The organism is Pseudomonas sp. KH_046_1, assembly GCF_057839025.1.
Map to the genome: position 1 here is coordinate 1951762 of NZ_CM174481.1, position 23289 is coordinate 1975050.

Below are 23289 nucleotides of genomic sequence, written 5' to 3' on the forward strand. Positions count from 1 at the left end.
GGGGAGCTCAGGCCTGCCTCATCAGGGTTCAGGCCATGCTCGACAAATTTTGCGCAAACAAAAAAAGGCGTCCCGCTAGTTGCCTAGCGAGGACGCCTTTGTCCTGGTCCCGTTCTCTCGGGAAGTGCAACCTTCGTCGTTGAAGCCTGCGCTGTATGTCTGTTGCAAGAGGTAATGCAGCGGTTATGCCAAGTCGCTCAAATCCCGTGTTTGTTGGCTATTTCCCCGTTCACAAGGGCAGAGCCGTGAGGGAGTGCACCGATTCAAGGCGCATTGCCCGCTAATGGAGCGCAATCACCAGCAGCACCAGGTTCAGCAGCAACGACACCAGCGCCAACGTCCGCCAGACCTTCAGCGGCTCGCGCTCCAGCAAGGGCTTGGGGCGTACGCTCAAGCTGCGGCGTTCGCCCTGTTCCATCAGCAGCAGCCATTCTTCCGCCGTTTCGAAACGCTGGTCGGGGGCCGCCGCCACGGCGCGCTCCAGGCTATGGGCGATCCAGTCCGGCAGGTCGGGCCGGTAGCGGCTGGCGTTGACCGGGAGGCCAAACCTCGGGCGTTGGAACGCTTCGATTTCGCCATAGGGATAGTGCCCGGTGAGCAGGAAATACAAGGTCACACCGACCGCGTACAAGTCCTGCCGTGGCGTCGGTACTTCGCCGCGAAAGGCTTCGGGCGCGATGTAACTGGGTGTGCCCGGCAGCGCCCAGGGCAGGTCTTGCGAGAGTCCGGGGCAGTAGGCCAGGCCGAAATCCAGCAGGCGCAACTCACCATCGTCTCCCAGCAACAGGTTTTCCGGTTTGATATCGCGATGCAGGATCTGCCGTCGATGCAACAGGCCGACCGCTCGCAACAAGCGTTCGGCGATGTCTTGCCACTGGGGCAGCGGCAAGGGTCCGCTTTGTTCATGCCGTTGGGCCAGGGTAGCGCCCGAGTATTCACGCATCACGTAGTACAAATGCTGACGCTGACTGGCTGGATGGACTTCAGGAAAGTGTCGACCGGCCACGCGTTTGAGAAACCATTCTTCCGACAGTAACGCTTGCCCGGCCTGGTGATCGTCGTGCAGGCGACCGGGCAGGGTTTTCAGCAGCCAGGGTTGTTGCTGACTGTCGCGAACGCGATAAAGCAGCGATTGCTGGCTCTGTGCGACGATTCCTTCGACCTGCCAGCCCTCGAACGCCTGACCTGGTTTCAGGGCTGGCGGCAGTGGCCATTGCTGTAAGTGCATCAGCGCATCGCCAATGCTCGCTTCGCCGAGGGCATCGACCCGCACCAGTAAGGCGCTGGCGTTGTCCTGGCTGCCCGCCAGGTGCGCGGCATTGACCAGGGTTTGCGCAGCGCTGTGCAAGTCCGGTTGATCGCGCAGGATCGCGGCAATGGCAGTATCGCCCAGGACGGCCCAGACGCCGTCGCTGAGCAGTACGAAGCTTTCATCGGGGCGCAACTCGCCGTCGAGAAAATCCAGCACCAGGTGTTGATCGAGCCCCAGCGCCCGTTTCAGCACATGCTGCATGCCCGGCTGGTCCCAGACGTGATCCTCGCTGATTCGCTGCAATTGGTCGGCGTGCCAGCGATACACCCGACAATCGCCGACATGAGCCAGGGTAAAACGCCGGCCGCGCAGGACCAGCGCACTGAGGGTGGTCAGCAGCGGTTGCCCGCCGCCATTGGCCTGCAACCAGCGATTTTGCGCCAGCAGCAGACGATCGAGTGCCTGTGCGACGCTCCAGGTTTCCGGCGTGGCGTAGTAATCCAGCGCCAGGGCCTGCAGCGTCGAACGGGCAGCCAGACCGCCATCGACGCACTGGCTGACACCGTCGGCAATCGCGAACAGGTAACCCTTGCTTGCGGCCAGCGCCGGAGCCGGCGTGACCAGGCGCAAGGCATCCTGGTTTTCCTCGCGAGGACCGACGGCAGTGGCTTCGGCGAAACTCAGTTGCAGGCTCATCGGGGCGTCAGACCCGCGCAGCCGTCACGGCGGCCGAACCCCAGGTGGTTCTCCAGCGACGTTTCACGCCGTGCAGACCGAACCAGGCCAAAACGCCGAGGCTGGCGAATAACCACAGCGCCAGTTGATAGCTGCCGGTGTTTTGCTTGATCGCGCCCATGCCGGCCGCGAGGGCAAACCCGCCGATGCCGCCGGCCATGCCGATCAGGCCGGTCATCACACCGATTTCCCGGCGAAAACGCTGGGGCACCAACTGGAATACCGCGCCATTGCCTGCACCCAGACCGAGCATGGTGCAGACGAAAAGCGCCAGTGCGGCGTAGGAACTCGGCAGGTTGAAGCCGACCACGGCAATGCAGGTCGCCGCGACGGTGTACATCGCCAACAGGGTCCGAATGCCGCCGAACCGGTCAGCCAGTGCACCACCCAAGGGGCGCATCAGGCTGCCGCCGAACACGCAGGCAGCGGTGTAGTAGCCGGCAGTCACCGGGTTCAGGCCGTACTGGTCGTTGAAATAACCTGGCAGGGCGCTGGCCAGACCGATGAATCCACCGAACGTCACGCTGTAGAAAAACATGAACCACCAGCTGTCACGATCACCCAGGGCCTTGAAGTAGTCGGCCATGGATTTGGCTTTTGGCCGCTCGGGGGCATTGCGGGCCAGCCAGGCGAAGACGATCAGGGTCAGGATCAACGGAATCAGGGCAAAGCCGAACACGTTGCTCCAGCCAAACGCCGCCGCCAGTACCGGAGCGATCAATGCGGCAAGCACCGTGCCCGAGTTGCCCGCGCCGGCGATGCCCATGGCCTTGCCTTGATGCTGCGGTGGATACCACTGCGAGGCCAGGGGCAGGGCGACGGCGAACGAAGCGCCGGCCATGCCGAGGAACAGGCCCAGCAGCAACGCTTGCTCGTAGCTGTGGATCCCGAGTTTCCAGGCGCCGAACAGGGCGCAGATCACGATGACCTGGCCGATCAGGCCGGCGGTTTTGGGCGACAGGCGATCAGCCAGCATCCCCATCACGAAGCGCAACACCGCCCCGGCCAGAATCGGCGTGGCGACCACCAGACCCCGTTGCTGCGTCGTCAGGTGCAGGTCGGCGGCGATCTGTACCGCCAAAGGGCCGAGCACGTACCAGACCATGAAGCTCAGGTCGAAATAGAGGAAGGCTGCGAACAATGTAGGTGTATGGCCGGATTTCCAGAAGCTTGAATTCATCGCGCACCTCAGCTGTGAAGAGTCTCGAAAGGAGTCATGAGCTTGCAGGTGGGGCGCCGTTACGGCCGCACCACCGGCCCCGTGCTGTGGGGCCAAAACGAAAAAACGCCGCCACCCGATCCGCCAAGGGCAAATGAGGTGCGCGACGTCTTTGTCGTAGGTGGGGCAACCGCCGTTGGTTACCTGTATCGATTACATAGCGAGATTTGTGCCAACAACCGAAATCGAGTCGCTGCCATTCGCGAGCAAGCCCGCTCCCACAAGGGAATGGCGTCGAACACAAATCACCTGTGGGAGCGGGCTTGCTCGCGAATGCGATAGAACATTCACCACTGGGTTTCAGCCGAGCAACTCGCTCATGGCAATAATCTGCTCCGCCACTTGTATCAGCTTCTGCTGGCGGCTCATCGCCTGGCGGCGCATCAGCGTGTAGGCCTCTTCCTCGTTGCAGTCCTTCATCTTCATCAGCAGTCCCTTGGCCAGTTCGATGCGCTTGCGCTCGGCCAATTGCTGGTCGCGGGCATGCAACTGGGCACGCAAGGCCTGGTCGCTCTCGAAGCGTGCCATGGCCACGTCGAGAATCGGCTGCAGGCGTTGTGCGTGAATGCCTTCGACGATGTAGGCGCTGACCCCGGACTTGATCGCCTGTCGCATCACATCGGGGTCATGTTCGTCCGTGAACATCACAATCGGTCGTGGCTGGTCGCGAGTCACCAGCACCACTTGTTCCATGACATCGCGCCCCGGTGACTCGGTATCGATCAGAATCACATCCGGACGCACCGTTTCGACGCGTTCGGGCAAGTCGATGGTCAGGCCGGATTCATCGATCACTTCGAATCCGGCCTCGGTCAGGGCGGCCTTCAGGCGTCCGACTTTTTTGGCGGTGTCGTTGATCAGCAGGATACGCAGCATGTTCGTGGTCTCCTGTCAGCGGCTGGCGGATCGGTGCGAGCTGTCGCTCATGGCGTGCAGTTTGAAACTGCGGGCATAACCGGCCGGGTCCGAGCCGTCCCAGATCTTGCCGTCGATCAACTGACTGCTGCGCATTTGCTCGGCTGATGAAGCGACGCCGACGGCACGGGCGGCTTCACGGTAGAGGTCCAGTTGCTGGACCTGCCGGGCCACCGCGAGATAGTCCGGATCATCGCGCAACAAGCCCCAGCGGCGGAACTGGGTCATGAACCACATGCCGTCGGACAGGTACGGCAGGTTGACCTCGCCATCCCCATGCAAGCGCAGCGCGTGCGGGTCTTGCCAGCGGTGGCCAAGGCCGTCGGCGTATTCGCCCAGCAGGCGTGGTTCGATGCAGTCCAGTGGCGCGTCAAGGTACTGCGCGGCACTGAGCAATTGTGCGGTACTGCGGCGATTCTCGGTGCTTTCTTCGATGAAGCGGCTGGCTTCCAGAACCGCCATCACCAACACCCGGGCGGTATTGGGGTATTGCTCGACGAACGCACGGGTGCAGCCGAGGACCTTTTCCGGATGATCGGGCCAGATGGTCTGAGTCGTGGCCAGGGTGAAGCCGAGGTCCTGTTGCACGGCGCTGGCGGACCAGGGTTCGCCGACGCAGAACCCGTCGATACGCCCGGCCCGCAGGTGCGCGACCATCTGCGGCGGCGGCACCACCACGCTGTCGACATCCAGCAGCGGGTGTATGCCTTGGCTGGCGAGCCAGTAATACAGCCACATGGCGTGGGTGCCGGTGGGAAACGTCTGAGCGAAGGTGAGTTTTGAGCGAGTTTGGTGCACGTGCCGATCCAGTGCTTCAGGACTGGTCACTCCAAGTGTCTGCAAGCCGCGGGACAGGTTGATGCTCTGGCCGTTCTGATTCAGGCCCATCAACACAGCCATGTCGGTCGCGGCCACGCCACCGATGCCCAGGTGAACGGCGTAAACCAGGCCGTAGAGGCTGTGGGCGGCATCGAGTTCGCCGCTGACCAGTTTGTCCCGCAGGTTGGCCCAGGACGATTGACGCTTGAGGTTCAGGGTCAGGCCGTGGGGTTGGGCGAAGCCCTGGGTGGCGGCGACAACCACCGAGGCGCAGTCGCTCAGGGCCATGAAGCCGAGATTGATTTCGGTTTTTTCCGGGGCATCGCTGCCATTGACCCAGGCCAGAGGGCCGGCTGACGGTTCATTCATCGCGTGTTCACCTTGCAAAAAAAACGTCGTCCCGAGTTCTTGCATGAGCAGGCCGGGGACGACGCCATTGTCTTTGCACACATTCGGTCGTTGGCATGGGTGCTGGTGCCCAGAGTGGTGCAAGGCATATGCCATTATCCGTTGATTTGATCACGCGCCTCGCTTGCCACCCCGTTGCCCGGCTATAATCGCCGCCTCAATTCGCCGCCAATCGAGTCAAATCCGCCCATGTACACCCTGGCCCGTCAGCTGTTGTTCAAACTCTCCCCGGAAACCTCCCACGATCTGTCCCTGGACCTGATCGGCGCGGGCGGGCGTCTTGGGCTCAACGGCTTGCTGTGCAAGGCCCCGGCGAAGCTGCCGGTGAATGTCATGGGCCTGGACTTCCCCAATCCTGTGGGGCTGGCCGCCGGCCTGGACAAGAATGGCGCGGCCATCGATGGTTTTGCCCAACTGGGTTTCGGTTTTGTCGAAATCGGCACCATCACCCCGCGTCCGCAGCCGGGCAACCCGAAGCCGCGCCTGTTCCGTTTGCCGGAAGCCGAGGCGATCATCAACCGCATGGGCTTCAACAACCTCGGCGTCGATCACCTGCTGGCCCGCGTGGCGGCGGCCAAGTACAAGGGCGTGCTGGGCATCAACATCGGCAAGAACTTCGATACGCCGGTCGAGCGTGCCGTGGACGACTACCTGATCTGCCTGGACAAGGTCTACGCCCACGCCAGCTATGTGACGGTCAACGTCAGCTCGCCGAACACGCCGGGCCTGCGCAGCCTGCAATTCGGTGATTCGCTCAAGCAGTTGCTGGCCGATCTGGCCGAGCGCCGCGCGGAACTGGCATTGCGTCATGGCAAGCATGTACCGCTGGCGATCAAGATCGCGCCGGACATGAGCGACGAAGAAACCGCACAAGTTGCGCAGGCGCTGATCGAAACCGGGATGGATGCGGTCATTGCGACTAACACCACCCTGAGCCGCGTAGGCGTCGAAGGTATGGAGCACGGCGAAGAAGCTGGTGGTTTGTCCGGCGCGCCGGTTCGCGACAAGAGCACCCACACGGTGCAAGTGCTGGCGTCGGAGCTGGGCGGACGTTTGCCGATCATTGCGGCGGGCGGTATTACCGAAGGCAAGCACGCGGCGGAGAAAATCGCCGCAGGCGCGAGCCTGGTGCAGATCTACTCGGGCTTCATCTACAAAGGCCCGGCGCTGATTCGCGAGTCGGTAGACGCAATCGCAGCGCTACGCTGATCCCCTGTAGGAGCAGGCATAAAAAAGGGCTCCATAAAGGAGCCCCTGGGCCGGAGCCCGCCGTCCGGATGGGACGTGCGTGGTTAATTCAGTACAAGTTCAGATTGTCGTGTCGGAGTGTTGTGCCCTGTAATTAGCCGACGGCGTGAAGTTCGTTGAGTCTGTGGATTCCCGCAGTGCCGGTCATACCGTCCCAGTTGTCGCCGCGTCCTTCTCGCCAGCCGTTGATCCAGGCTTGACGTACCGACGGTAGAGTAAATGGGCAAAGCTCACGGGATTTGCCACCAACGCCATATTGATATCCGCGCAAAAATGCTCTTTCCAACGGATCACGCTTAAGTCTTCTCATAGGGTGTTGCCCTCACTTGTTGACTGTATTTATCGCGTCGACCTCTATTGAGGTCTGGCAGAAAAACTCTGCCGTTGGCGGCTCGTTGCCGGCGTGACGAGCCAAGGTGTTGGCGTCATTGCGGCGCCAACCTGTATTGAGTTCTAACCAATGCGTCACATCGAGGGAATGATCGTTTTGTCATAAGGACGTAACTATTCATGTGCTAAGGCCATAAGTAACAGCGTGTTTTTAGCGTATTTATTGGCCAAACCCCGGTATGATCGGCCCTGCGCTGGATGATGGGCTTAATCCTTTAGTGAGAATGGCTCCCGTTGCCGGGAAGCACTATTCGACGAAGGGTCGACTTATGACATTTTGTTGCATCAACTTTTTTTTCTGTCCTTGCATCTAAGCTCATTTAACCCGGGCAGCAGGGGTGGAACGGCACACCTTCGTGCCACGCGGGCGCTCTTCGAGAAAAGCGCCTGATTGAAAAACGGACCGGCAATGCGTTGCCCGGTCACTCAGCTAAAGGTTCTGGAATTCCCATGTCCGATCATTTCGAACTCTTCCTCACTTGCCCAAAAGGCCTTGAAGGCCTGCTCATCGAGGAAGCCGTCGGGCTTGGCCTTGAGGAAGCGCGCGAGCACACCTCTGCCGTGCGCGGCATGGCCACCATGGAAACCGCTTATCGCCTGTGCCTGTGGTCGCGCCTGGCCAACCGTGTGCTGCTGGTGCTCAAGCGTTTCCCGATGAAGGACGCCGAAGACCTGTACCACGGCGTGCTGGACATCGAGTGGCAAGACCACATGCTCAATGACGGCACACTGGCCGTCGAATTCAGCGGCCATGGCTCGGGTATCGACAACACCCACTTCGGCGCGCTGAAGGTCAAGGACGCCATCGTCGACAAACTGCGCACCCCGCAAGGCGACCGTCCGTCCATCGACAAGCTCAACCCGGACCTGCGCATTCACCTGCGCCTGGACCGCGGCGAAGCCATTCTTTCCCTGGACCTGTCGGGCCACAGCCTGCACCAGCGCGGCTATCGCCTGCAGCAAGGTGCGGCACCGCTGAAGGAAAACCTCGCGGCCGCCATCCTGATCCGTTCCGGCTGGCCACGTATCGCGGCCGAAGGCGGCGCACTGGCCGACCCGATGTGCGGTGTCGGCACCTTCCTGGTCGAAGCGGCGATGATCGCCGCCGACATCGCGCCGAACCTGCGTCGCGAGCAGTGGGGCTTCACCGCCTGGCTCGGTCACGTCCCGGCGTTGTGGAAAAAACTGCACGAAGAAGCTTCCGAGCGCGCCGCTGCCGGTCTGGCCAAGACACCATTGTGGATCCGCGGCTACGAAGCCGATCCACGGCTGATTCAACCGGGCCGCAACAACGTCGAGCGTGCCGGCCTGAGCGAGTGGATCAAGATCTACCAGGGCGAAGTCGCGACTTTCGAGCCGCGCCCGGACCAGAACCAGAAAGGCCTGGTGATCTGCAACCCTCCGTACGGCGAGCGTCTGGGTGATGAGGCGAGCCTGCTCTACCTCTACCAGAACCTCGGCGAGCGCCTGCGTCAGGCCTGCCTGAACTGGGAGGCGGCGGTGTTCACCGGTGCGCCGGACCTGGGCAAGCGCATGGGGATCCGCAGCCACAAGCAGTATTCGTTCTGGAACGGCGCCTTGCCGTGCAAGCTGTTGCTGATCAAGGTGCTGCCGGATCAGTTCGTCACCGGTGAGCGTCGTACTCCGGAACAGCGTCAGGCCGAGCGAGAGCAAGCGGCCTACGATGAAGCGCCGAGCGAGCCGCAAGAGCGCAAATACAACAAAAACGGCAATCCGATCAAACCGGTTCCAGCCCCGGCCCCGGTGATCGAGCAGCCGCGCCTGAGCGAAGGCGGGCAGATGTTTGCCAACCGTCTGCAAAAGAACCTCAAGACCCTGGGCAAGTGGGTCAAGCGTGAAGGCATCGACTGCTACCGCGTGTATGACGCCGACATGCCGGAATACTCCATGGCCATCGATCTGTATCACGATTGGGTCCACGTCCAGGAATACGCCGCGCCGAAATCGATCGATCCGGAAAAGGCCTCGGCGCGCATGTTCGATGCCCTGGCAGCCATCCCGCAGGCGTTGAACATCGACAAGAGCCGCGTGGTGGTAAAACGCCGCGAGCGTCAGAGCGGCACCAAGCAGTACGAGCGCCAGGCAGCACAGGGCAAGTTCGTCGAGGTCAATGAAGGCGGGATCAAGCTGCTGGTGAATCTCACCGACTACCTCGACACCGGTCTGTTCCTCGACCATCGTCCGATGCGCATGCGTATCCAGAAAGAGGCGGCCGGCAAACGCTTCCTCAATCTGTATTGCTACACCGCGACCGCCAGCGTGCATGCGGCCAAGGGCGGCGCGCGCAGCACCACCAGTGTCGATCTGTCGAAAACCTATCTGGACTGGGCGCGTCGCAACCTGTCGCTGAACGGTTTTTCCGACAAGAACCGTCTGGAGCAGGGCGATGTGATGGCGTGGCTCGAAGCCAGTCGTGACGAGTACGACCTGATCTTCATCGACCCGCCGACGTTCTCCAACTCCAAGCGCATGGAAGGTGTCTTCGACGTGCAGCGCGACCAGGTGCAACTGATCGACCTGGCCATGGCACGACTGGCGCCCGGCGGCGTGTTGTACTTCTCCAACAACTTCCGCAAGTTCGAACTGGAAGCCAATCTCGGCGAGCGTTATGCGGTCGAGGAGATCACTGCCCAGACCATCGATCCGGATTTTTCCCGCAACGCCAAAATCCATCGTGCCTGGAAAATCATGGCTCGTTGACACCTGGATCTGTGTAGGAGCGAGCTCTGCTCGCGATGGTCGACAACGATAACGCGTGCTTTCTGAATGTACGCGGTGTTCTTGAGTCCATCGCGAGCGAGCTCGCTCCTACAGTGCTGGTCAAATTAGTGGCTAATAGCTATAACTCAGTTCATGGCCAAAGGGCTTCTCCGCACCTGGCGTTTTGAGTTTGCGTTTTATGTCGTTGCACGCCGTGCGCCCCAAGATCCTGGGAATTATCAGTGAAGATGTCTCGGCCTGGCTGGTCGCGTTGCTGGTATTGCTTGTCGGTGGAGTGCTCACCGGGTTGTTGGCGTGGTCGACGCTGAATCTGTTTCACCATCAATTGCGGCAACGTTTCCAACTGCTGGCCAGTGAACGTTACAGCCGTATCGAAGAGCGTTTCGAAGATCAGGAGCAGCGCCTCGATGGCCTGCGGCGGTTTTTCGCCAATTCCGATTCGGTTTCCCGAGCGGAATTCGACGGCTACACCCAACCTTTGCTGCTGCGAACCCAGGCGTATTCCTATGCCCATCGGGTCACCCGTGACGAGCGTGCGGCGTTCGAGCGTCGGGTGCGTGACGAAGGCTTGAGCAACTTCGCCCTGAGAGAGCTCAACGCCGACGGCCAATTGCACCCGGCCGGCGAGCGAGATGAGTACGTGGCGGTGCTGTATAGCCAGACTCAAAGCAAACTCGGCGCTCCCCTCGGTTACGACTTGCTGGCCCAGCCGCTGCGGCGTGCCACGCTCGATCGGGCCGATCAGCATGGCGGCATGGCGGTGTCGCAACCGATGCACCTGGTGAGTATCGAGCCGGCTTATGCGCGTGGCGTGCTGCTGGTCGCGCCGGTCATGCAGCGCAACAGTCAGGACCACAAAGCCGCGAAGCCCTACGGTTATGTCATGGCCGTGATCAGCATGCGCCAGTTGCTGGCGGACGGACTGCCGGACGCGAGCCGTGATTATCTCTCGGTGCGCATCCTCGATTTGTCGATCGACGACCAGCACGAAGTGCTGTTCGAGTCGCCCAACCCGCCGGCCATCAGCGAGCTGTCCGCCACTCGCCTGTTACGCATGGCCGACCATGACTATCAAGTCGATATCCAGCCCAGCGACGCGTTCGTGCAGGCCAACCATTCCTCCGTGACCAGTGTGGTGGTGTTGGGTGGATTGCTCAGCGTGATGCTCAGTGCCTTGCTGTATGTGTTGGTCAGCCAGCGGCAGCGGGCGTTGAAACTGGTCGAGCAACGCACCGGGGAGCTGCGCGATCGAGAGCAGGAGTTGCGCGGCACCCATGGTCAGTTGCGTGGCGTGCTGAATGCCGCCACCCAGGTCGCGATCATCGCCACCGACCTGCGCGGCGTCATCAGCACCTTCAACGCCGGTGCCGAGCAGATGCTTGGCTATACCAGTGCCGAAGTGGTCGGCCATATGACCCTGGAGAACCTGCACCTGCCCCGGGAACTGGTCGCTCGCTCTACAGAGTTGAGCGGCCGCTTTGGCAAACCAGTGCCGACTTGCCAGGCGATGCTGGTCGAAGGCGACGTGGAGGGCGGCCACGAGGCGCGGGAGTGGACGCTGGTGCGCGGCGATGGCAGCCATTTGATGGTCAACATGCTCGCCACGCCGGTGCTCGACGAGCAAGGCCTGTGGGTCGGGCACCTGGCGGTGTGCATCGACATCACCGAACGCAAACGGGTCCATGAAGCGCTCGCGGCGCGGGACCTGTTGTTGAAGAAGCTCAGCGCCCATGTGCCCGGCGGCATCTACCAGTTCAAGATGGAATTCGACGGACGCTTCAGCGTGATCTATGCCAGCGACGGCATTCGCGATATCTACGAGCTGGAACCTGATGTGCTGCTGTTCAATGCCGAAGCGATCTTCACCCGGATTCACCCCCAGGACACCACCCGTGTCCGCGCCTCGATCCGAGCCTCGGCCGACACCCTCAGCCCCTGGCGCGAGGAATACCGCGTGCAATTGCCGCAACGGGGTCTGCGTTGGGTACGTGGCGAGGCCACGCCGGAGGAACTGCCGGGTGGCGGCGTGCTGTGGCATGGCTACATCTCGGACATTTCCGATATGAAGCGGGTGGAGGAGGAGTTGCGGGCGTTGTCGGTCACCGATTCGCTGACCGGTATCCACAACCGGCGTTATTTCCAGGAACGCCTGACCACCGAAATGGCCCGGGTGGAGCGCGGCGGTGGGGATCTGTCGGTGATCATGCTCGATATCGACCATTTCAAGCGCATCAATGACCTGCATGGCCATGCCATCGGTGATCGGGTGTTGCAGGCCGTGTGCCAACGGATCGGACACCGGCTGCGTCGCACCGATGTGTTCTGCCGCCTGGGCGGTGAGGAGTTCATGGTGCTGTGCCCGGATATCAGCGGCGAACATGCCTATATGTTGGCCCAGCAATTGTGGCAAGGCTTGCGCAGCTCACCCATTGAAGGTGTCGGTACGGTCACCGCCAGTTTCGGGATAGCCAGTTGGCGGGTCGGGGAGGGCGCCGATGCCTTGCTGTTGCGCGCGGATTCGGGGGTTTACGCGGCGAAGCAGGCGGGAAGGGATCGGGTTGAGGGGGAGATGAATTAGACGGGCAGTCCACTGACCCTGTGGGAGCGAGCTTGCTCGCGATGGCGGTCTGTCAGTCATATCAATGCTGACTGAACTGTCGCAATCGCGAGCAAGCTCGCTCCCACATGGGACTGCGTTGTGCTTAAAGTACCGAAGCCGTCTGCGGCAGTTTCGGTTGGCGGTACAGGTCCAGCAGCACCTGATCAAGCACCGACGAGGCGCCGAACGGGGCCTTGTCGTTGAGGATCGCCACCACCGCCCAGGTGTTGCCGTTGACGTCGCGACTGAAACCGGCAATCGCCCGTACGGTGTTCAGGGTGCCGGTCTTGACGTGGGCTTCACCGCGCATGGCAGTGGTCTTCAGGCGTTTGCGCATGGTGCCGTCGGTGCCGGCAATCGGCATCGAACTGATGTACTCGGCGGAATACGGGCTGTGCCAGGCCGCTTCGAGCATCGAGGCCATTTCCCGGGCGCTGACACGCTCGGAACGGGACAGGCCGGAGCCGTTCTCCATCACCAGGTGCGGTGCGGTGATGCCCTTTTTCGCCAGCCACTGACGCACGACACGCTGGGCGGCCTTGGCGTCGTCACCATCGGCATCGGTACGGAAGCGTTGGCCGAGGCTCAGGAACAACTGCTGGGCCATGGTGTTGTTACTGTACTTGTTGATGTCGCGGATGATTTCCGCCAGGTCCGGCGAGAACGCCCGGGCCAGGACCTTGGCGTCTTTCGGTGTAGGCGCCAGCACATCCCTGCCCTGAATGCTGCCACCCAGTTCCTTCCAGATCGCGCGGACGGCGCCGGCGGTGTAGGTCGCGTGGTCGAGCAGCGACAGGTAAGTCTGTGAGCTGCAGCCTTCGCCCAGTTGACCGCCGACCGTCACGGTCATGCTGCCGTCGGCCTGTGCCACCGGGTTGTAGCGCACGCCACCGGTGCATTGTTTGGAATTGAGGGCCTTGACCTGGTTGTCGATACGGATGCTCGCAATCGGCGGCTCCACCGAGACCAGCACCTTGCCCGAGTCATTGCGCGCGACGAAGCGTAGCGCCTTGAGGTTGACCAGCAGCGAGTCGGGCTTGACCAGGAACGGCTTGTTCTCGTCGTTGCCGTCGTCATTGAACTCCGGCAGTTGCGGTTGCACGAAGAAGGTTTTATCCAGCACCAGGTCGCCGGTGACCTGGGTCACGCCATTGGCGCGCAGATCGCGCATCAGCAGCCAGAGTTTTTCCATGTTCAGCTTCGGATCGCCGCCACCCTTAAGGTAGAGGTTGCCGTTGAGAATGCCTCCACTCAAGGTGCCGTCGGTGTAGAACTCGGTTTTCCACTGGTGGTTCGGGCCGAGCATTTCCAGCGCCGCGTAGGTGGTGACCAGTTTCATGGTCGACGCCGGGTTGACCGACACGTCGGCGTTGAACACCGTCGCGGTGCCGGGGCCGGTGAGCGGGATCATCACCAGCGACAGGGCGTTGTCCTGCAACTTGCTGGCTTTCAGGGCTTTTTCAACGTTGGGCGACAACGCGGTATTGATTGGAGCGGCGCAAACGGGAAGGGCCAGGGGGAGAAGAAAACCGGCCAACAGCAATGGACGCAAAGATTTGATCATCTGAAATAAAACCCTACAGCCGAGGGGAAAAAAGATGAGGGCATGGAGATAAATTCCCTCAATGGTCATGAAAGTGTCGGCATTATGCCCCAAGGTGTCGCGGCTTGGGCCGTGCGCGGGCATTCTGATCGGCTATTTTTTACCGACGGTAGGCGTGGTGGCCCAGAGAGTCAGGCAATCGGCGGCTTAAACTGCTAAAGTGCCGCCCGTTATTACTTAAGAGGATTGTTCCAATGGCGACTAACCGTTCCCAGCGTCTGCGCAAAAAACTGTGCGTCGATGAATTTCAAGAGCTGGGTTTCGAACTGAACCTGGATTTCAAAGAAGATTTGGCTGATGAAGCCATTGATGCTTTCCTCGATGCGTTCCTCAAAGAAGCCATGGAAGCCAACGGTCTGGGCTATGTTGGCGGCGACGACTACGGTCTGGTTTGCCTGCAGAAGCGTGGCTCGGTCAGCGCTGAACAGCGCGCTGCCGTTGAAGCCTGGCTCAAAGGCCGCACCGAGCTGACCAGCGTTGAAGTCAGCCCGCTGCTGGACGTCTGGTACCCGGAAAAGCCGATCAATCCGGTAGCTTGATGTTCTAAAAAAACGGCGACCCAAGGGTCGCCGTTTTTTTATGCCGATGGTTTTTGGTTTCAGGCCTTGCGCCAGTTCAGTATCACCAGGGTCACCACCCCCGCGACAATCCCCCAGAATGCCGAACCGATGGAAAACAGCGTCAGCCCCGATGCCGTGACCATGAAGGTGATGAGCGCCGCTTCACGTTCCTTCACTTCGCTCATGGCGATGCTCAAGCCGTTGATGATCGAGCCGAACAGCGCCAGCGCCGCAATCGACAGCACCAGCTCCTTGGGCAGCGCGGCAAACAATGCCGCGAGCGTGGCGCCGAACACGCCGGCAATCCCGTAGAAAATCCCGCACCAGACGGCTGCGGTGTAGCGCTTGTTGCGATCCTCATGGGCGTGCGGTCCGGTGCAGATCGCTGCGCTGATCGCCGCCAGGTTGATCCCGTGGGAGCCGAACGGTGCCAGCAGCAGACTGGCGATGCCGGTGGTGGTGATCAGCGGTGAGGCGGGTACCGTGTAACCATCGGAGCGCAATACCGCGATGCCGGGCATGTTTTGTGAGGTCATGGCGACGACAAACAGCGGGATGCCGATGCTGATGGTCGCCGCCAGGGAGAAGTGCGGCGTGGTCCAGACCGGCGTGGCCACTTCCAGATGGAAACCGCTGAAGTCCAGCAGCCCCATGAAGCCTGACAATGCCGTGCCGATCAGCAATGCTGCCAACACCGCGTAGCGCGGCGACAGGCGCTTGACCACCAGATAACTGACAAACATCCCCAGTACCAGGGCGGTGCGGTGTTGCGCCGCGACGAAAATCTCGCTGCCGATCTTGAACAGGATCCCCGCCAGCAGGGCGGCGGCCAGGGACGCCGGAATCTTTTTCATCAGTCGTTCGAAGCTGCCGGTCAGCCCGCAAATCGTCACCAGCACCGCGCAGGTGATGTAGGCGCCGATGGCTTCGCCGTAGCTCACGCCGCCCAGGCTGGTGATCAGCAGCGCGGCGCCGGGGGTCGACCAGGCAATGGTGATCGGCGTGCGATAGCGCAGGGACAGGCCAATGGAGCACACCGCCATGCCGATCGAGATGGCCCAGATCCACGAAGAAATCTGCCCGCTGCTCAGCCCTGCCGCTTGCCCGGCCTGGAACATCAGCACCAGGGAGCTGGTGTAGCCGGTCATCATGGCGATGAAGCCAGCGACGATGGCCGAGGGCGAGGTGTCGGCCAGAGGGCGGATTTGCGTGTGGGTGGCGTCGTTCATGACGGTGGTGTTCCTTTTACAGATGAAGATGTCCGCTGCAACGCTGAATCCTGTGGGATTGCGTTACAAAGGCGGATTCTGCGAACAAGCCTAAACTCAAAAGTAATCAGGCGTTGCGATACAGCCGAGGCAACATTCAGCCGTACAGTCGTGTTGCCACCCTCCATTGTGTACAATCGCAGTGTTTTTTACGCGATACTTGCCAGCGACCCACTGTGCCGTATTACAGTCGCGGTCAATTCGCCGCAGTTCTTCCGACTCGAGTGCCCATGAACGAACAGTTGCAACCCCTAAAGAAACAACCGCGAGCAGGTAAAGCCGGCCGCAGCGGTACCCAGGACGATATTGTCTACGCGCATATCTTCGAGGCCATCCTCGAGCAGCGCCTGGCGCCCGGCACCAAGTTGAGCGAAGAAGCGCTGGGGGAAATTTTCGGGGTCAGCCGCACCATCATTCGCCGCGCCTTGTCGCGCCTGGCCCATGAAGGCGTGGTGTTGCTGCGTCCGAATCGCGGCGCCGTGGTCGCCAGCCCGAGCGTCGAAGAAGCCCGCCAGGTGTTCATGGCCCGCCGTCTGGTGGAGCGAGCGATCACTGAACTTGCGGTTCAGCACGCAACCGCCGAGCAGATTGCCGAATTGCGCCAGATGGTCAACGACGAACGCGACAGCTTCTCCCGTGGCGACCGTGGTGCTGGTATCCGCCTGTCGGGTGAATTCCACCTGAAACTGGCCGAAGCCGCGAAAAACGCCCCGCTGATCAGCTTCCAGCGCAGCCTGGTGTCCCAGACGTCGCTGATCATCGCCCAGTACGAAAGCGGCAACCGTTCCCATTGCTCCTACGACGAGCACACCCAGTTGATCGATGCCATCGAGAAGCGCGACGCTGAACTGGCGGTTGACCTGATGATGCATCACATGGATCACATCGACAGCAAGCTCAACCTCGACGAGGAAAGTGCTTCGGATGATCTTCATGCGGTGTTCTCGCATTTGCTGCAGACCAAGAAGCCTGGGCGCTCGCCGGCGAAAATCTGATCGACCGCGTCGCTGCTTTCGCGAGCAGGCTCGCTCCCACAGGGTTTTGTGTTGAATACATAAGCTAGGATCACTGAAGATCCATTGTGGGAGCGAGCCTGCTCGCGAAGGCGGTGTGACAGGCAACAAAAATCCCCCGGGCTGAAAAGCAGCGGGGGATTTTTTATGCCCGGAAAAACCTTAGCGCTGATGCACCAGATTCCCCGCCGCATAGGTCTGCTGCACAGTCCGGTCATCCCCCAGGGTCATCAACACAAACAACGTCTCGGCAATGTTGTTGGCCTGCTTCAGGCGATAGCCCAGCAGCGGTGTGGCGTTGTAGTCCAGCACCAGGAAGTCGGCGTCGGTGCCCGGTTGCAGGGTGCCGATCTTGTCTTCCAGGCGCAGTGCGCGGGCGCCGCCGAGAGTGGCCAGGTACAGCGACTTGAACGGGCTCAGGCGTGCACCTTGCAGCTGCATGACCTTGTAGGCTTCGTTGAGGGTTTGCAGCAGCGAGAAACTGGTACCGCCGCCCACATCGGTGCCGATGCCGACATTGAGCTTGTGCTTCTCGGCCATCGGCAGGTTGAACAGGCCGCTGCCGAGGAAGAAGTTCGAGGTCGGGCAGAACGAGATGGCCGAACCGGTTTCTGCCAGGCGCGCGCACTCGTCATCGCACAGGTGCACACCGTGGGCGAACACCGAGCGCTCGCCGAGCAACTGGTAGTGGTCGTAGACGTCCAGGTAACCCTTGCGCTCAGGAAACAGCTCCTTGACCCACTCGATTTCCTTGAGGTTTTCGCTGATGTGGGTCTGCATGTACAGATCCGGGTATTCGGTCAGCAGCTGGCCGGCCAGGGTCAGCTGTTCCGGGGTGCTGGTCGGTGCGAAGCGTGGGGTGACCGCGTAGTGCAGGCGGCCCTTGCCGTGCCAGCGCTCGATCAGCGCCTTGCTTTCGACGTAGCTGGATTCGGCGGTGTCGGTCAGGTAGTCCGGGGCGTTGCGGTCCATCATCACCTTACCGGCGATCATCCGCAGGTCGAGCTGCTCGGCGGCTTCAAAGAACGAGTTCACCGATTGCGGGTGCACGCTGCCGAATACCAGCGCCGTGGTGGTGCCGTTGCGCAGCAGTTCCTTGATGAAAATGTCCGCGACCTGGTCGGCGTGGGCCTTGTCGGCGAACTGGCTTTCGCACGGGAAGGTGTAGGTGTTGAGCCAGTCCAGCAATTGCTCGCCATAGGCGCCGACCATGCCGGTTTGCGGCAGGTGGATGTGGGTGTCGATGAAGCCGGGGGTGATCAGTGCGTCCTGGTAGTGGGTGATTTCGACGTCAGCCGCCAGGGTCGGCAGCAATTCGCTGGCGTGGCCCAGGGCGCTGATCTGGCCGTTATCCACAACCAGCAAGCCGTCTTCGAAATACTCGTAGGAGGCTTCGATGCCCACGACGGCTGGGTCGGCGATGCTGTGCAGGATGGCGGCGCGGTAAGCTTTGCGAGTCAAAGGCATGTGAGTTCTCAATTGGAGGCTTGACTGCGGCGTGACGCAGGCAGCAGTTTGGCAATCGATCCGGCGCTGGCGGTGTGCTGACCGAAGTTCGCGTTATAGGTGGCGATGATTTCGCCGGCGATGGAGATGGCGATTTCCACAGGCAGCTTGCCTTTGACTTCGCCGATGCCCATCGGGCAGCGCATGCGTTGCACGACGCTGTTGTCGAAACCGCGGTCGCGCAGGCGATGTTCGAACTTCACCCGTTTGGTCTTCGAACCGATCAGGCCGAAGTAGGCGAAGTCGTTGCGCTTGAGGATCGCAGCGGTCAGTTCGAGGTCGAGCTGGTGGTTGTGGGTCATCACGATGCAATAACTGCCGGCCGGCAGATCATCGATTTCATCCACCGGTTCTTCGCTGACGATCTTGAGCACGCCATGGGGGATCTGCTCGGGGAATTCATCTTCGCGCGAGTCGATCCAGCGCACCCGGCAGGGCAGGCTGGCCAGCAGCGGAACGAGGGCGCGGCCGACGTGGCCGGCACCGAACACGGCGATCTGCGCTTGTACCTGGCCCATCGGTTCGAACAGCAAAACGGTTGCACCACCGCAGCACTGGCCAAGGCTGGCGCCGAGGCTGAAGCGCTCCAGATGGGTGTCCTGCTTGCCGCTGGCGAGCATCTCGCGGGCGATCTTCATGGCCTTGTATTCCAGGTGCCCGCCACCGATGGTGTCGAAGCTCTGGTTCGCGCTGATGACCATCTTCGAGCCAGCGTTGCGCGGCGTCGAGCCGAGCTCTTCGATGATGGTCACCAGCACGCAGGGCTCACCCCGGTTTTGCAGGTCGGCGAGGGCGTCGATCCAGTTGTACATAAACACCTCAACATCTCTGTTGTCTGTTCCGGCCTCTTCGCGAGCAGGCTCGCTCCCACATTTGGAATGCATTCCCCTGTGGGAGCGGGCTTGCTCGCGAAGGCCGCACCTCGGTCTTAGAGCGAAGCCAACTCGGTCTCGGCTTCGACAGCCTTCGCCGCCTTCAGCTGGCGCATCTGCTCACAGCCCCACAACACCCGCTCCGGGGTCGCCGGTGCGTCGATTTTCGGCTGATGCTTGTAGTCACCCAGGCTCGCCACGGCGTCCTTGATCGCACACCACGAGGCGATGCCGAGCATGAACGGCGGCTCGCCCACGGCCTTGGAATGGAACACCGTGTCTTCCGGGTTCTTGCGGTTTTCCACCAGCTTCACCCGCAGGTCCAGCGGCATGTCCGCCACGGCCGGGATCTTGTAGCTCGCCGGGCCGTTGGTCATCAGCTTGCCCTTGTTGTTCCACACCAGCTCTTCCATGGTCAGCCAGCCCATGCCCTGGATGAACCCACCCTCGACCTGACCGATGTCGATGGCCGGGTTCAGCGAGGCGCCGACGTCGTGGAGGATGTCGGTGCGCAGCATCTTGTATTCGCCGGTCAGGGTGTCGACCAGCACTTCACAGCACGCCGCGCCAAAGGCGAAGTAGTAGAACGGACGGCCGCGCGCCTGGCTGCGGTCGTAGTAGATTTTCGGGGTCTTGTAGAAGCCGGTGCTCGACAGCGACACCTGGGCGAAGTACGCCTGCTGGATCAATGCTTCGAAGGTCAGGATGTGATCGCGGACCCGCACGTGGCCGTTGTGGAATTCCACGTCTTCTTCGCTGACCTTGTACTGGCGAGCCGCGAATTCCACCAGGCGTTGCTTGATGGTTTCGGCGGCGTTCTGCGCGGCCTTGCCGTTCAGGTCGGCACCGCTGGAAGCGGCGGTTGGCGAGGTGTTCGGTACTTTGTCGGTGTTGGTCGCGGTGATCTGTACGCGGTCCATTTCCACCTGGAACACTTCAGCCACGACCTGCGCAACCTTGGTGTTCAGGCCCTGGCCCATTTCGGTGCCGCCGTGGTTGAGGTGGATGCTGCCGTCGGTGTAGACGTGCACCAGGGCACCGGCCTGGTTGAGGAAGCTGGCGGTGAAGGAAATACCGAATTTCACCGGGGTCAGCGCCAGGCCTTTTTTCAGGATCGGGCTGTTGGCGTTGTAGCGACGGATCGCTTCGCGACGCTCGGCGTACTGGCTGCTTTCTTCAAGTTCCGCGGTCATCTCTTCGAGCATGTTGTGCTCGACGGTCTGGTAGTAGTGGGTGACGTTGCGCTCGGTCTTGCCGTAGTAGTTGGCCTTGCGCACGGCCAAAGGATCCAGGGCCAGATGGCGAGAGATGGCGTCCATCACTTCTTCGATGGCGACCATGCCTTGCGGGCCGCCGAAACCACGGTAGGCGGTGTTCGACGCGGTGTTGGTCTTGCAGCGGTGACCGTTGATGGTCGCATCGCCCAGGTAGTACGAGTTGTCCGAGTGGAACATCGCGCGGTCGACGATCGACGCCGACAGGTCAGGGGAGCAACCGCAGTTGCCGGCCAGTTCCAGGTTGATGCCGTGCAGGCGGCCGGTACTGTCGAAACCGACGTCGTACTCGACATAGAACGGGTGACGCTTGCCGGTCATCAGCATGTCTTCGACCCGCGGCAGACGCATCTTGGTCGGCTGGCCGGTGAGGTGCGCGATCACCGCGCACAGGCACGCGGGGCTCGCCGCCTGGGTTTCCTTGCCGCCGAAACCACCGCCCATGCGGCGCATGTCGACGACGATCTTGTTCATCGACACGTCCAGCACTTCGGCCACCAGTTTCTGCACTTCGGTGGGGTTTTGCGTGGAGCAGTAGACGATCATGCCGCCGTCTTCGGTCGGCATCACCGAAGAGATCTGGGTTTCCAGGTAGAAGTGTTCCTGGCCGCCGATGTGCAGGGTGCCTTGAATGCGGTGCTCAGCGGTGGCCAGCGCGGTGGCTGAATCGCCACGTTTGTGGGTGTGGCTGTCGAGTACGAAGTGGCGTTTGCGCAGGGCTTCGACCACGTCCAGCACAGGTTCCAGGTCTTCGTATTCGATAATCGCGGCCATGGCCGCCTTGCGCGCGGTTTCCAGGTCTTTCGCCGCCACGGCGATCACCGGTTGACCGACGAATTGCACGGTGTCGATGGCCAGCAGCGGATCGCCCGGCAGCAATGGACCGATGTCTTTCAGACCCGGCACGTCTTCGTGGGTGATGGCGATACGCACGCCTTCGAAGGCGTAGCAGGGCGAGGTGTCGATGCTGATGATCCGCGCATGGGCACGGTCCGACATGCGCGCATAGACGTGCAACTGGTTCGGAAACTCCAGGCGGTCGTCGATGTATTGCGCTTCACCGGCCACATGCTTGGCGGCGCTGTCGTGCTTGACGCTGCGGCCGACACCGGTGGTCAGGTCCTTGGCGAACAGTTCAGCCAATTCGGCTTGGGTCTTCTCTACGGCGTGATGATTAGACATAAGCGGTCACCCGAGTCTCGATGTGCGGTGTTTGCAGTTCGATGAAGTATTTGCGCAGCAGATTCTGCGCGCTGAGCAGGCGATATTCCTTGCTGGCGCGGAAGTCCGAGAGCGGCGTGAAGTCTTCGGCCAGGGCAGCGCAGGCGCGTTCAACGGTAGCGTTGTTGAATGGCGAGCCGAGCAATGCGGCTTCGCAGGCAGCGGCGCGTTTCGGGATGGCCGCCATGCCGCCGAAGGCGACGCGGGCTTCAGCGACGACGCCGTTTTCCAGGCGAATGTTGAAGGCGGCGCACACTGCCGAGATGTCGTCGTCCAGGCGCTTGGAGACCTTGTAGGCGCGGAACAGTTTTTCGACGCTGGCGCGGGGCACGATGATCTTCTCGATGAACTCGCTTTCCTGGCGCGCAGTGACGCGGTAATCGATGAAGTAGTCTTCCAGCGCCAGGGTGCGGCGGGTTTCGCCTTTGCACAGCATGATTTGCGCGCCGAGGGCGATCAGCAGGGGTGGCGAGTCACCAATCGGCGAGGCGTTGCCGATGTTGCCGCCCAGGGTGCCCTGGTTGCGGATCTGCAAGGAGGCGAAGCGGTGCAGCAATTCACCGAAGTCCGGGTACTCGGCGTTCAAGGCCTCGTAACAATCGGACAGGGACGTGGCGGCGCCGATTTCCAGGCGATCGTCAAAACGCTCGATGCGCTTCATCTCGGCGACGTTGCCGACATAGATCATCACCGGCAGGGTGCGGTGGAACTGCGTGACTTCCAGCGCCAGGTCGGTACCGCCGGCCAGCAGGCGGGCCTGTGGATAAGCGTCGTAGAGATCGGCCAGGTCGGCCACGGTCAGCGGCACCAGGCAGCGTTTGTCGCCGCTGTTGAGTTCGCCGATATCGGTCGGGGCAATGGCTTTCAGGCGCGCGATGGTGTCGGCCTCGCGGGCGTCGAACTGGTCCGGTTGCTTGGCGCAGCAAGACTGCTCGGCGGCTTCCAGGATCGGCCGGTAGCCGGTGCAACGGCAGAGATTGCCGGCCAGTGCTTCGTGGGCCTTGGCATGATCCGGTGCATCGCTGTTCTTTTGCAGCGCAAACAGCGACATCACGAAACCGGGGGTACAGAAGCCGCATTGCGAGCCGTGGCACTCGACCATGGCTTTCTGCACGCTGTGCAGTTCACCCTTGTGCTTGAGGTCTTCGACGCTGATCAGTTGTTTGCCGTGCAGGGACGACACGAAGGTCAGGCACGAGTTGAGGCTGCGATAGCGAATGTGTTCGCGGCCGTCATCATCGGTCTGCAATTCGCCGACCACCACGGTGCAGGCGCCGCAGTCACCGCTGGCGCAGCCTTCTTTGGTGCCGGGCTTGCCCACATGGTCGCGCAGATAATTGAGCACGGTCAGGTTCGGGTCCAGGGCGTGCTCGCTACGGAGTTCCTGGTTTAGTAAAAACTGGATCACGGAAGGCCTCGCAGACTCATTATTGTTGTTAACCGATAGGAACTGAATTTAGCAGGTCTGACTTTTCGGTCAATGATTTTCTGACCTAAAGGTCAGGAAATTGCAATTTGTCGATTAACCACCTGTTCCTTAATTATTGTCGTTGGTTCGATAGCCTGCCTTTTTGCTTGAATTTGCTTGAATCGTGCCAAAAAACCTCCGGGCGGGCACTCCGCCCTGACGCAGCAATTGCGCTAC

The 23289-nt window shown here is 61.3% G+C and carries 16 protein-coding genes; 5 read left to right on the plus strand and 11 right to left on the minus strand.

Translation table 11 applies throughout. The annotated features are described in order from the left end of the window. Positions 1–280: 280 nt before the first annotated feature. The 4 genes from AC3IT9_RS08960 to AC3IT9_RS08975 form a co-directional block, all read right to left on the minus strand. A complete protein-coding gene (locus tag AC3IT9_RS08960) occupies positions 281–1948 on the minus strand; it encodes a bifunctional protein-serine/threonine kinase/phosphatase (RefSeq protein ID WP_489272711.1) in 1668 nt (555 codons plus the stop codon). A 7-nt stretch (positions 1949–1955) separates the two neighbouring features. Beyond that, entirely contained in the window at positions 1956–3167 is a 1212-nt protein-coding gene (locus AC3IT9_RS08965; protein ID WP_150753295.1) for a nitrate/nitrite transporter, read from the minus strand. A gap of 339 nt (positions 3168–3506) precedes the next feature. After that, positions 3507–4082 (minus strand): ANTAR domain-containing response regulator, encoded by a 576-nt coding sequence (locus AC3IT9_RS08970; protein ID WP_008048624.1) that lies wholly within the window; start codon positions 4080–4082, stop codon positions 3507–3509. A 15-nt stretch (positions 4083–4097) separates the two neighbouring features. Further along, the gene (locus AC3IT9_RS08975; RefSeq protein WP_489272712.1) at positions 4098–5309 is read right to left on the minus strand and encodes a CmpA/NrtA family ABC transporter substrate-binding protein; all 1212 of its coding nucleotides are present in this window, start codon (positions 5307–5309) and stop codon (positions 4098–4100) included. 228 nt (positions 5310–5537) lie between these two features. On the opposite strand from AC3IT9_RS08975, the gene AC3IT9_RS08980 reads away from it, so the two are divergent. Then, complete coding sequence (locus AC3IT9_RS08980; RefSeq protein WP_008048626.1) at positions 5538–6557, plus strand: quinone-dependent dihydroorotate dehydrogenase; 1020 nt, start codon at positions 5538–5540, stop codon at positions 6555–6557. A 133-nt stretch (positions 6558–6690) separates the two neighbouring features. Here the strand turns inward: AC3IT9_RS08980 and rmf are convergent, their stop codons facing one another. Further along, positions 6691–6906: a ribosome modulation factor gene (gene rmf / locus AC3IT9_RS08985; protein ID WP_003223300.1), complete on the minus strand. Its 216-nt coding sequence runs from the start codon at positions 6904–6906 to the stop codon at positions 6691–6693. Positions 6907–7436: 530 nt separating this feature from the next. Here rmf and rlmKL point away from each other — a divergent pair. Together rlmKL and AC3IT9_RS08995 are read left to right on the plus strand one after the other, a co-directional pair. Continuing rightward, on the plus strand, positions 7437–9707 hold the full coding sequence (gene rlmKL / locus AC3IT9_RS08990) for a bifunctional 23S rRNA (guanine(2069)-N(7))-methyltransferase RlmK/23S rRNA (guanine(2445)-N(2))-methyltransferase RlmL (protein ID WP_150753292.1): 2271 nt from the start codon (positions 7437–7439) through the stop codon (positions 9705–9707). Between the two features lie 199 nt (positions 9708–9906). Further along, on the plus strand, positions 9907–12306 hold the full coding sequence (locus tag AC3IT9_RS08995) for a sensor domain-containing diguanylate cyclase (RefSeq protein WP_489272714.1): 2400 nt from the start codon (positions 9907–9909) through the stop codon (positions 12304–12306). A gap of 124 nt (positions 12307–12430) precedes the next feature. Here the strand turns inward: AC3IT9_RS08995 and dacB are convergent, their stop codons facing one another. Then, positions 12431–13891, minus strand: a complete 1461-nt coding sequence (dacB, locus tag AC3IT9_RS09000) for a D-alanyl-D-alanine carboxypeptidase/D-alanyl-D-alanine endopeptidase (RefSeq protein ID WP_150724664.1) — start codon at positions 13889–13891, stop codon at positions 12431–12433. Positions 13892–14124: 233 nt separating this feature from the next. Here dacB and AC3IT9_RS09005 point away from each other — a divergent pair, with 233 nt between their 5' ends. Further along, the gene (locus AC3IT9_RS09005) at positions 14125–14469 is read left to right on the plus strand and encodes a YggL family protein (RefSeq protein WP_007971486.1); all 345 of its coding nucleotides are present in this window, start codon (positions 14125–14127) and stop codon (positions 14467–14469) included. A gap of 59 nt (positions 14470–14528) precedes the next feature. Here the strand turns inward: AC3IT9_RS09005 and AC3IT9_RS09010 are convergent, their stop codons facing one another. Continuing rightward, positions 14529–15719: a benzoate/H(+) symporter BenE family transporter gene (locus tag AC3IT9_RS09010; RefSeq protein WP_489272715.1), complete on the minus strand. Its 1191-nt coding sequence runs from the start codon at positions 15717–15719 to the stop codon at positions 14529–14531. A 269-nt stretch (positions 15720–15988) separates the two neighbouring features. Here AC3IT9_RS09010 and AC3IT9_RS09015 point away from each other — a divergent pair, with 269 nt between their 5' ends. After that, positions 15989–16753: a GntR family transcriptional regulator gene (locus tag AC3IT9_RS09015; RefSeq protein WP_008021853.1), complete on the plus strand. Its 765-nt coding sequence runs from the start codon at positions 15989–15991 to the stop codon at positions 16751–16753. Between the two features lie 180 nt (positions 16754–16933). Here the strand turns inward: AC3IT9_RS09015 and guaD are convergent, their stop codons facing one another. The 4 genes from guaD to xdhA all read right to left on the minus strand — a co-directional run bounded on the left by guaD (position 16934) and on the right by xdhA (position 23052). Continuing rightward, positions 16934–18238 (minus strand): guanine deaminase, encoded by a 1305-nt coding sequence (guaD, locus tag AC3IT9_RS09020; RefSeq protein ID WP_150724667.1) that lies wholly within the window; start codon positions 18236–18238, stop codon positions 16934–16936. An 8-nt stretch (positions 18239–18246) separates the two neighbouring features. Further along, entirely contained in the window at positions 18247–19089 is an 843-nt protein-coding gene (gene xdhC, locus AC3IT9_RS09025; RefSeq protein ID WP_489272716.1) for a xanthine dehydrogenase accessory protein XdhC, read from the minus strand. Between the two features lie 116 nt (positions 19090–19205). After that, complete coding sequence (gene xdhB / locus AC3IT9_RS09030; protein WP_150756582.1) at positions 19206–21605, minus strand: xanthine dehydrogenase molybdopterin binding subunit; 2400 nt, start codon at positions 21603–21605, stop codon at positions 19206–19208. After that, positions 21598–23052 (minus strand): xanthine dehydrogenase small subunit, encoded by a 1455-nt coding sequence (xdhA, locus tag AC3IT9_RS09035; protein ID WP_489272718.1) that lies wholly within the window; start codon positions 23050–23052, stop codon positions 21598–21600. The genes xdhB and xdhA overlap by 8 nt, the downstream gene beginning before the upstream one ends. Positions 23053–23289: the final 237 nt, after the last annotated feature.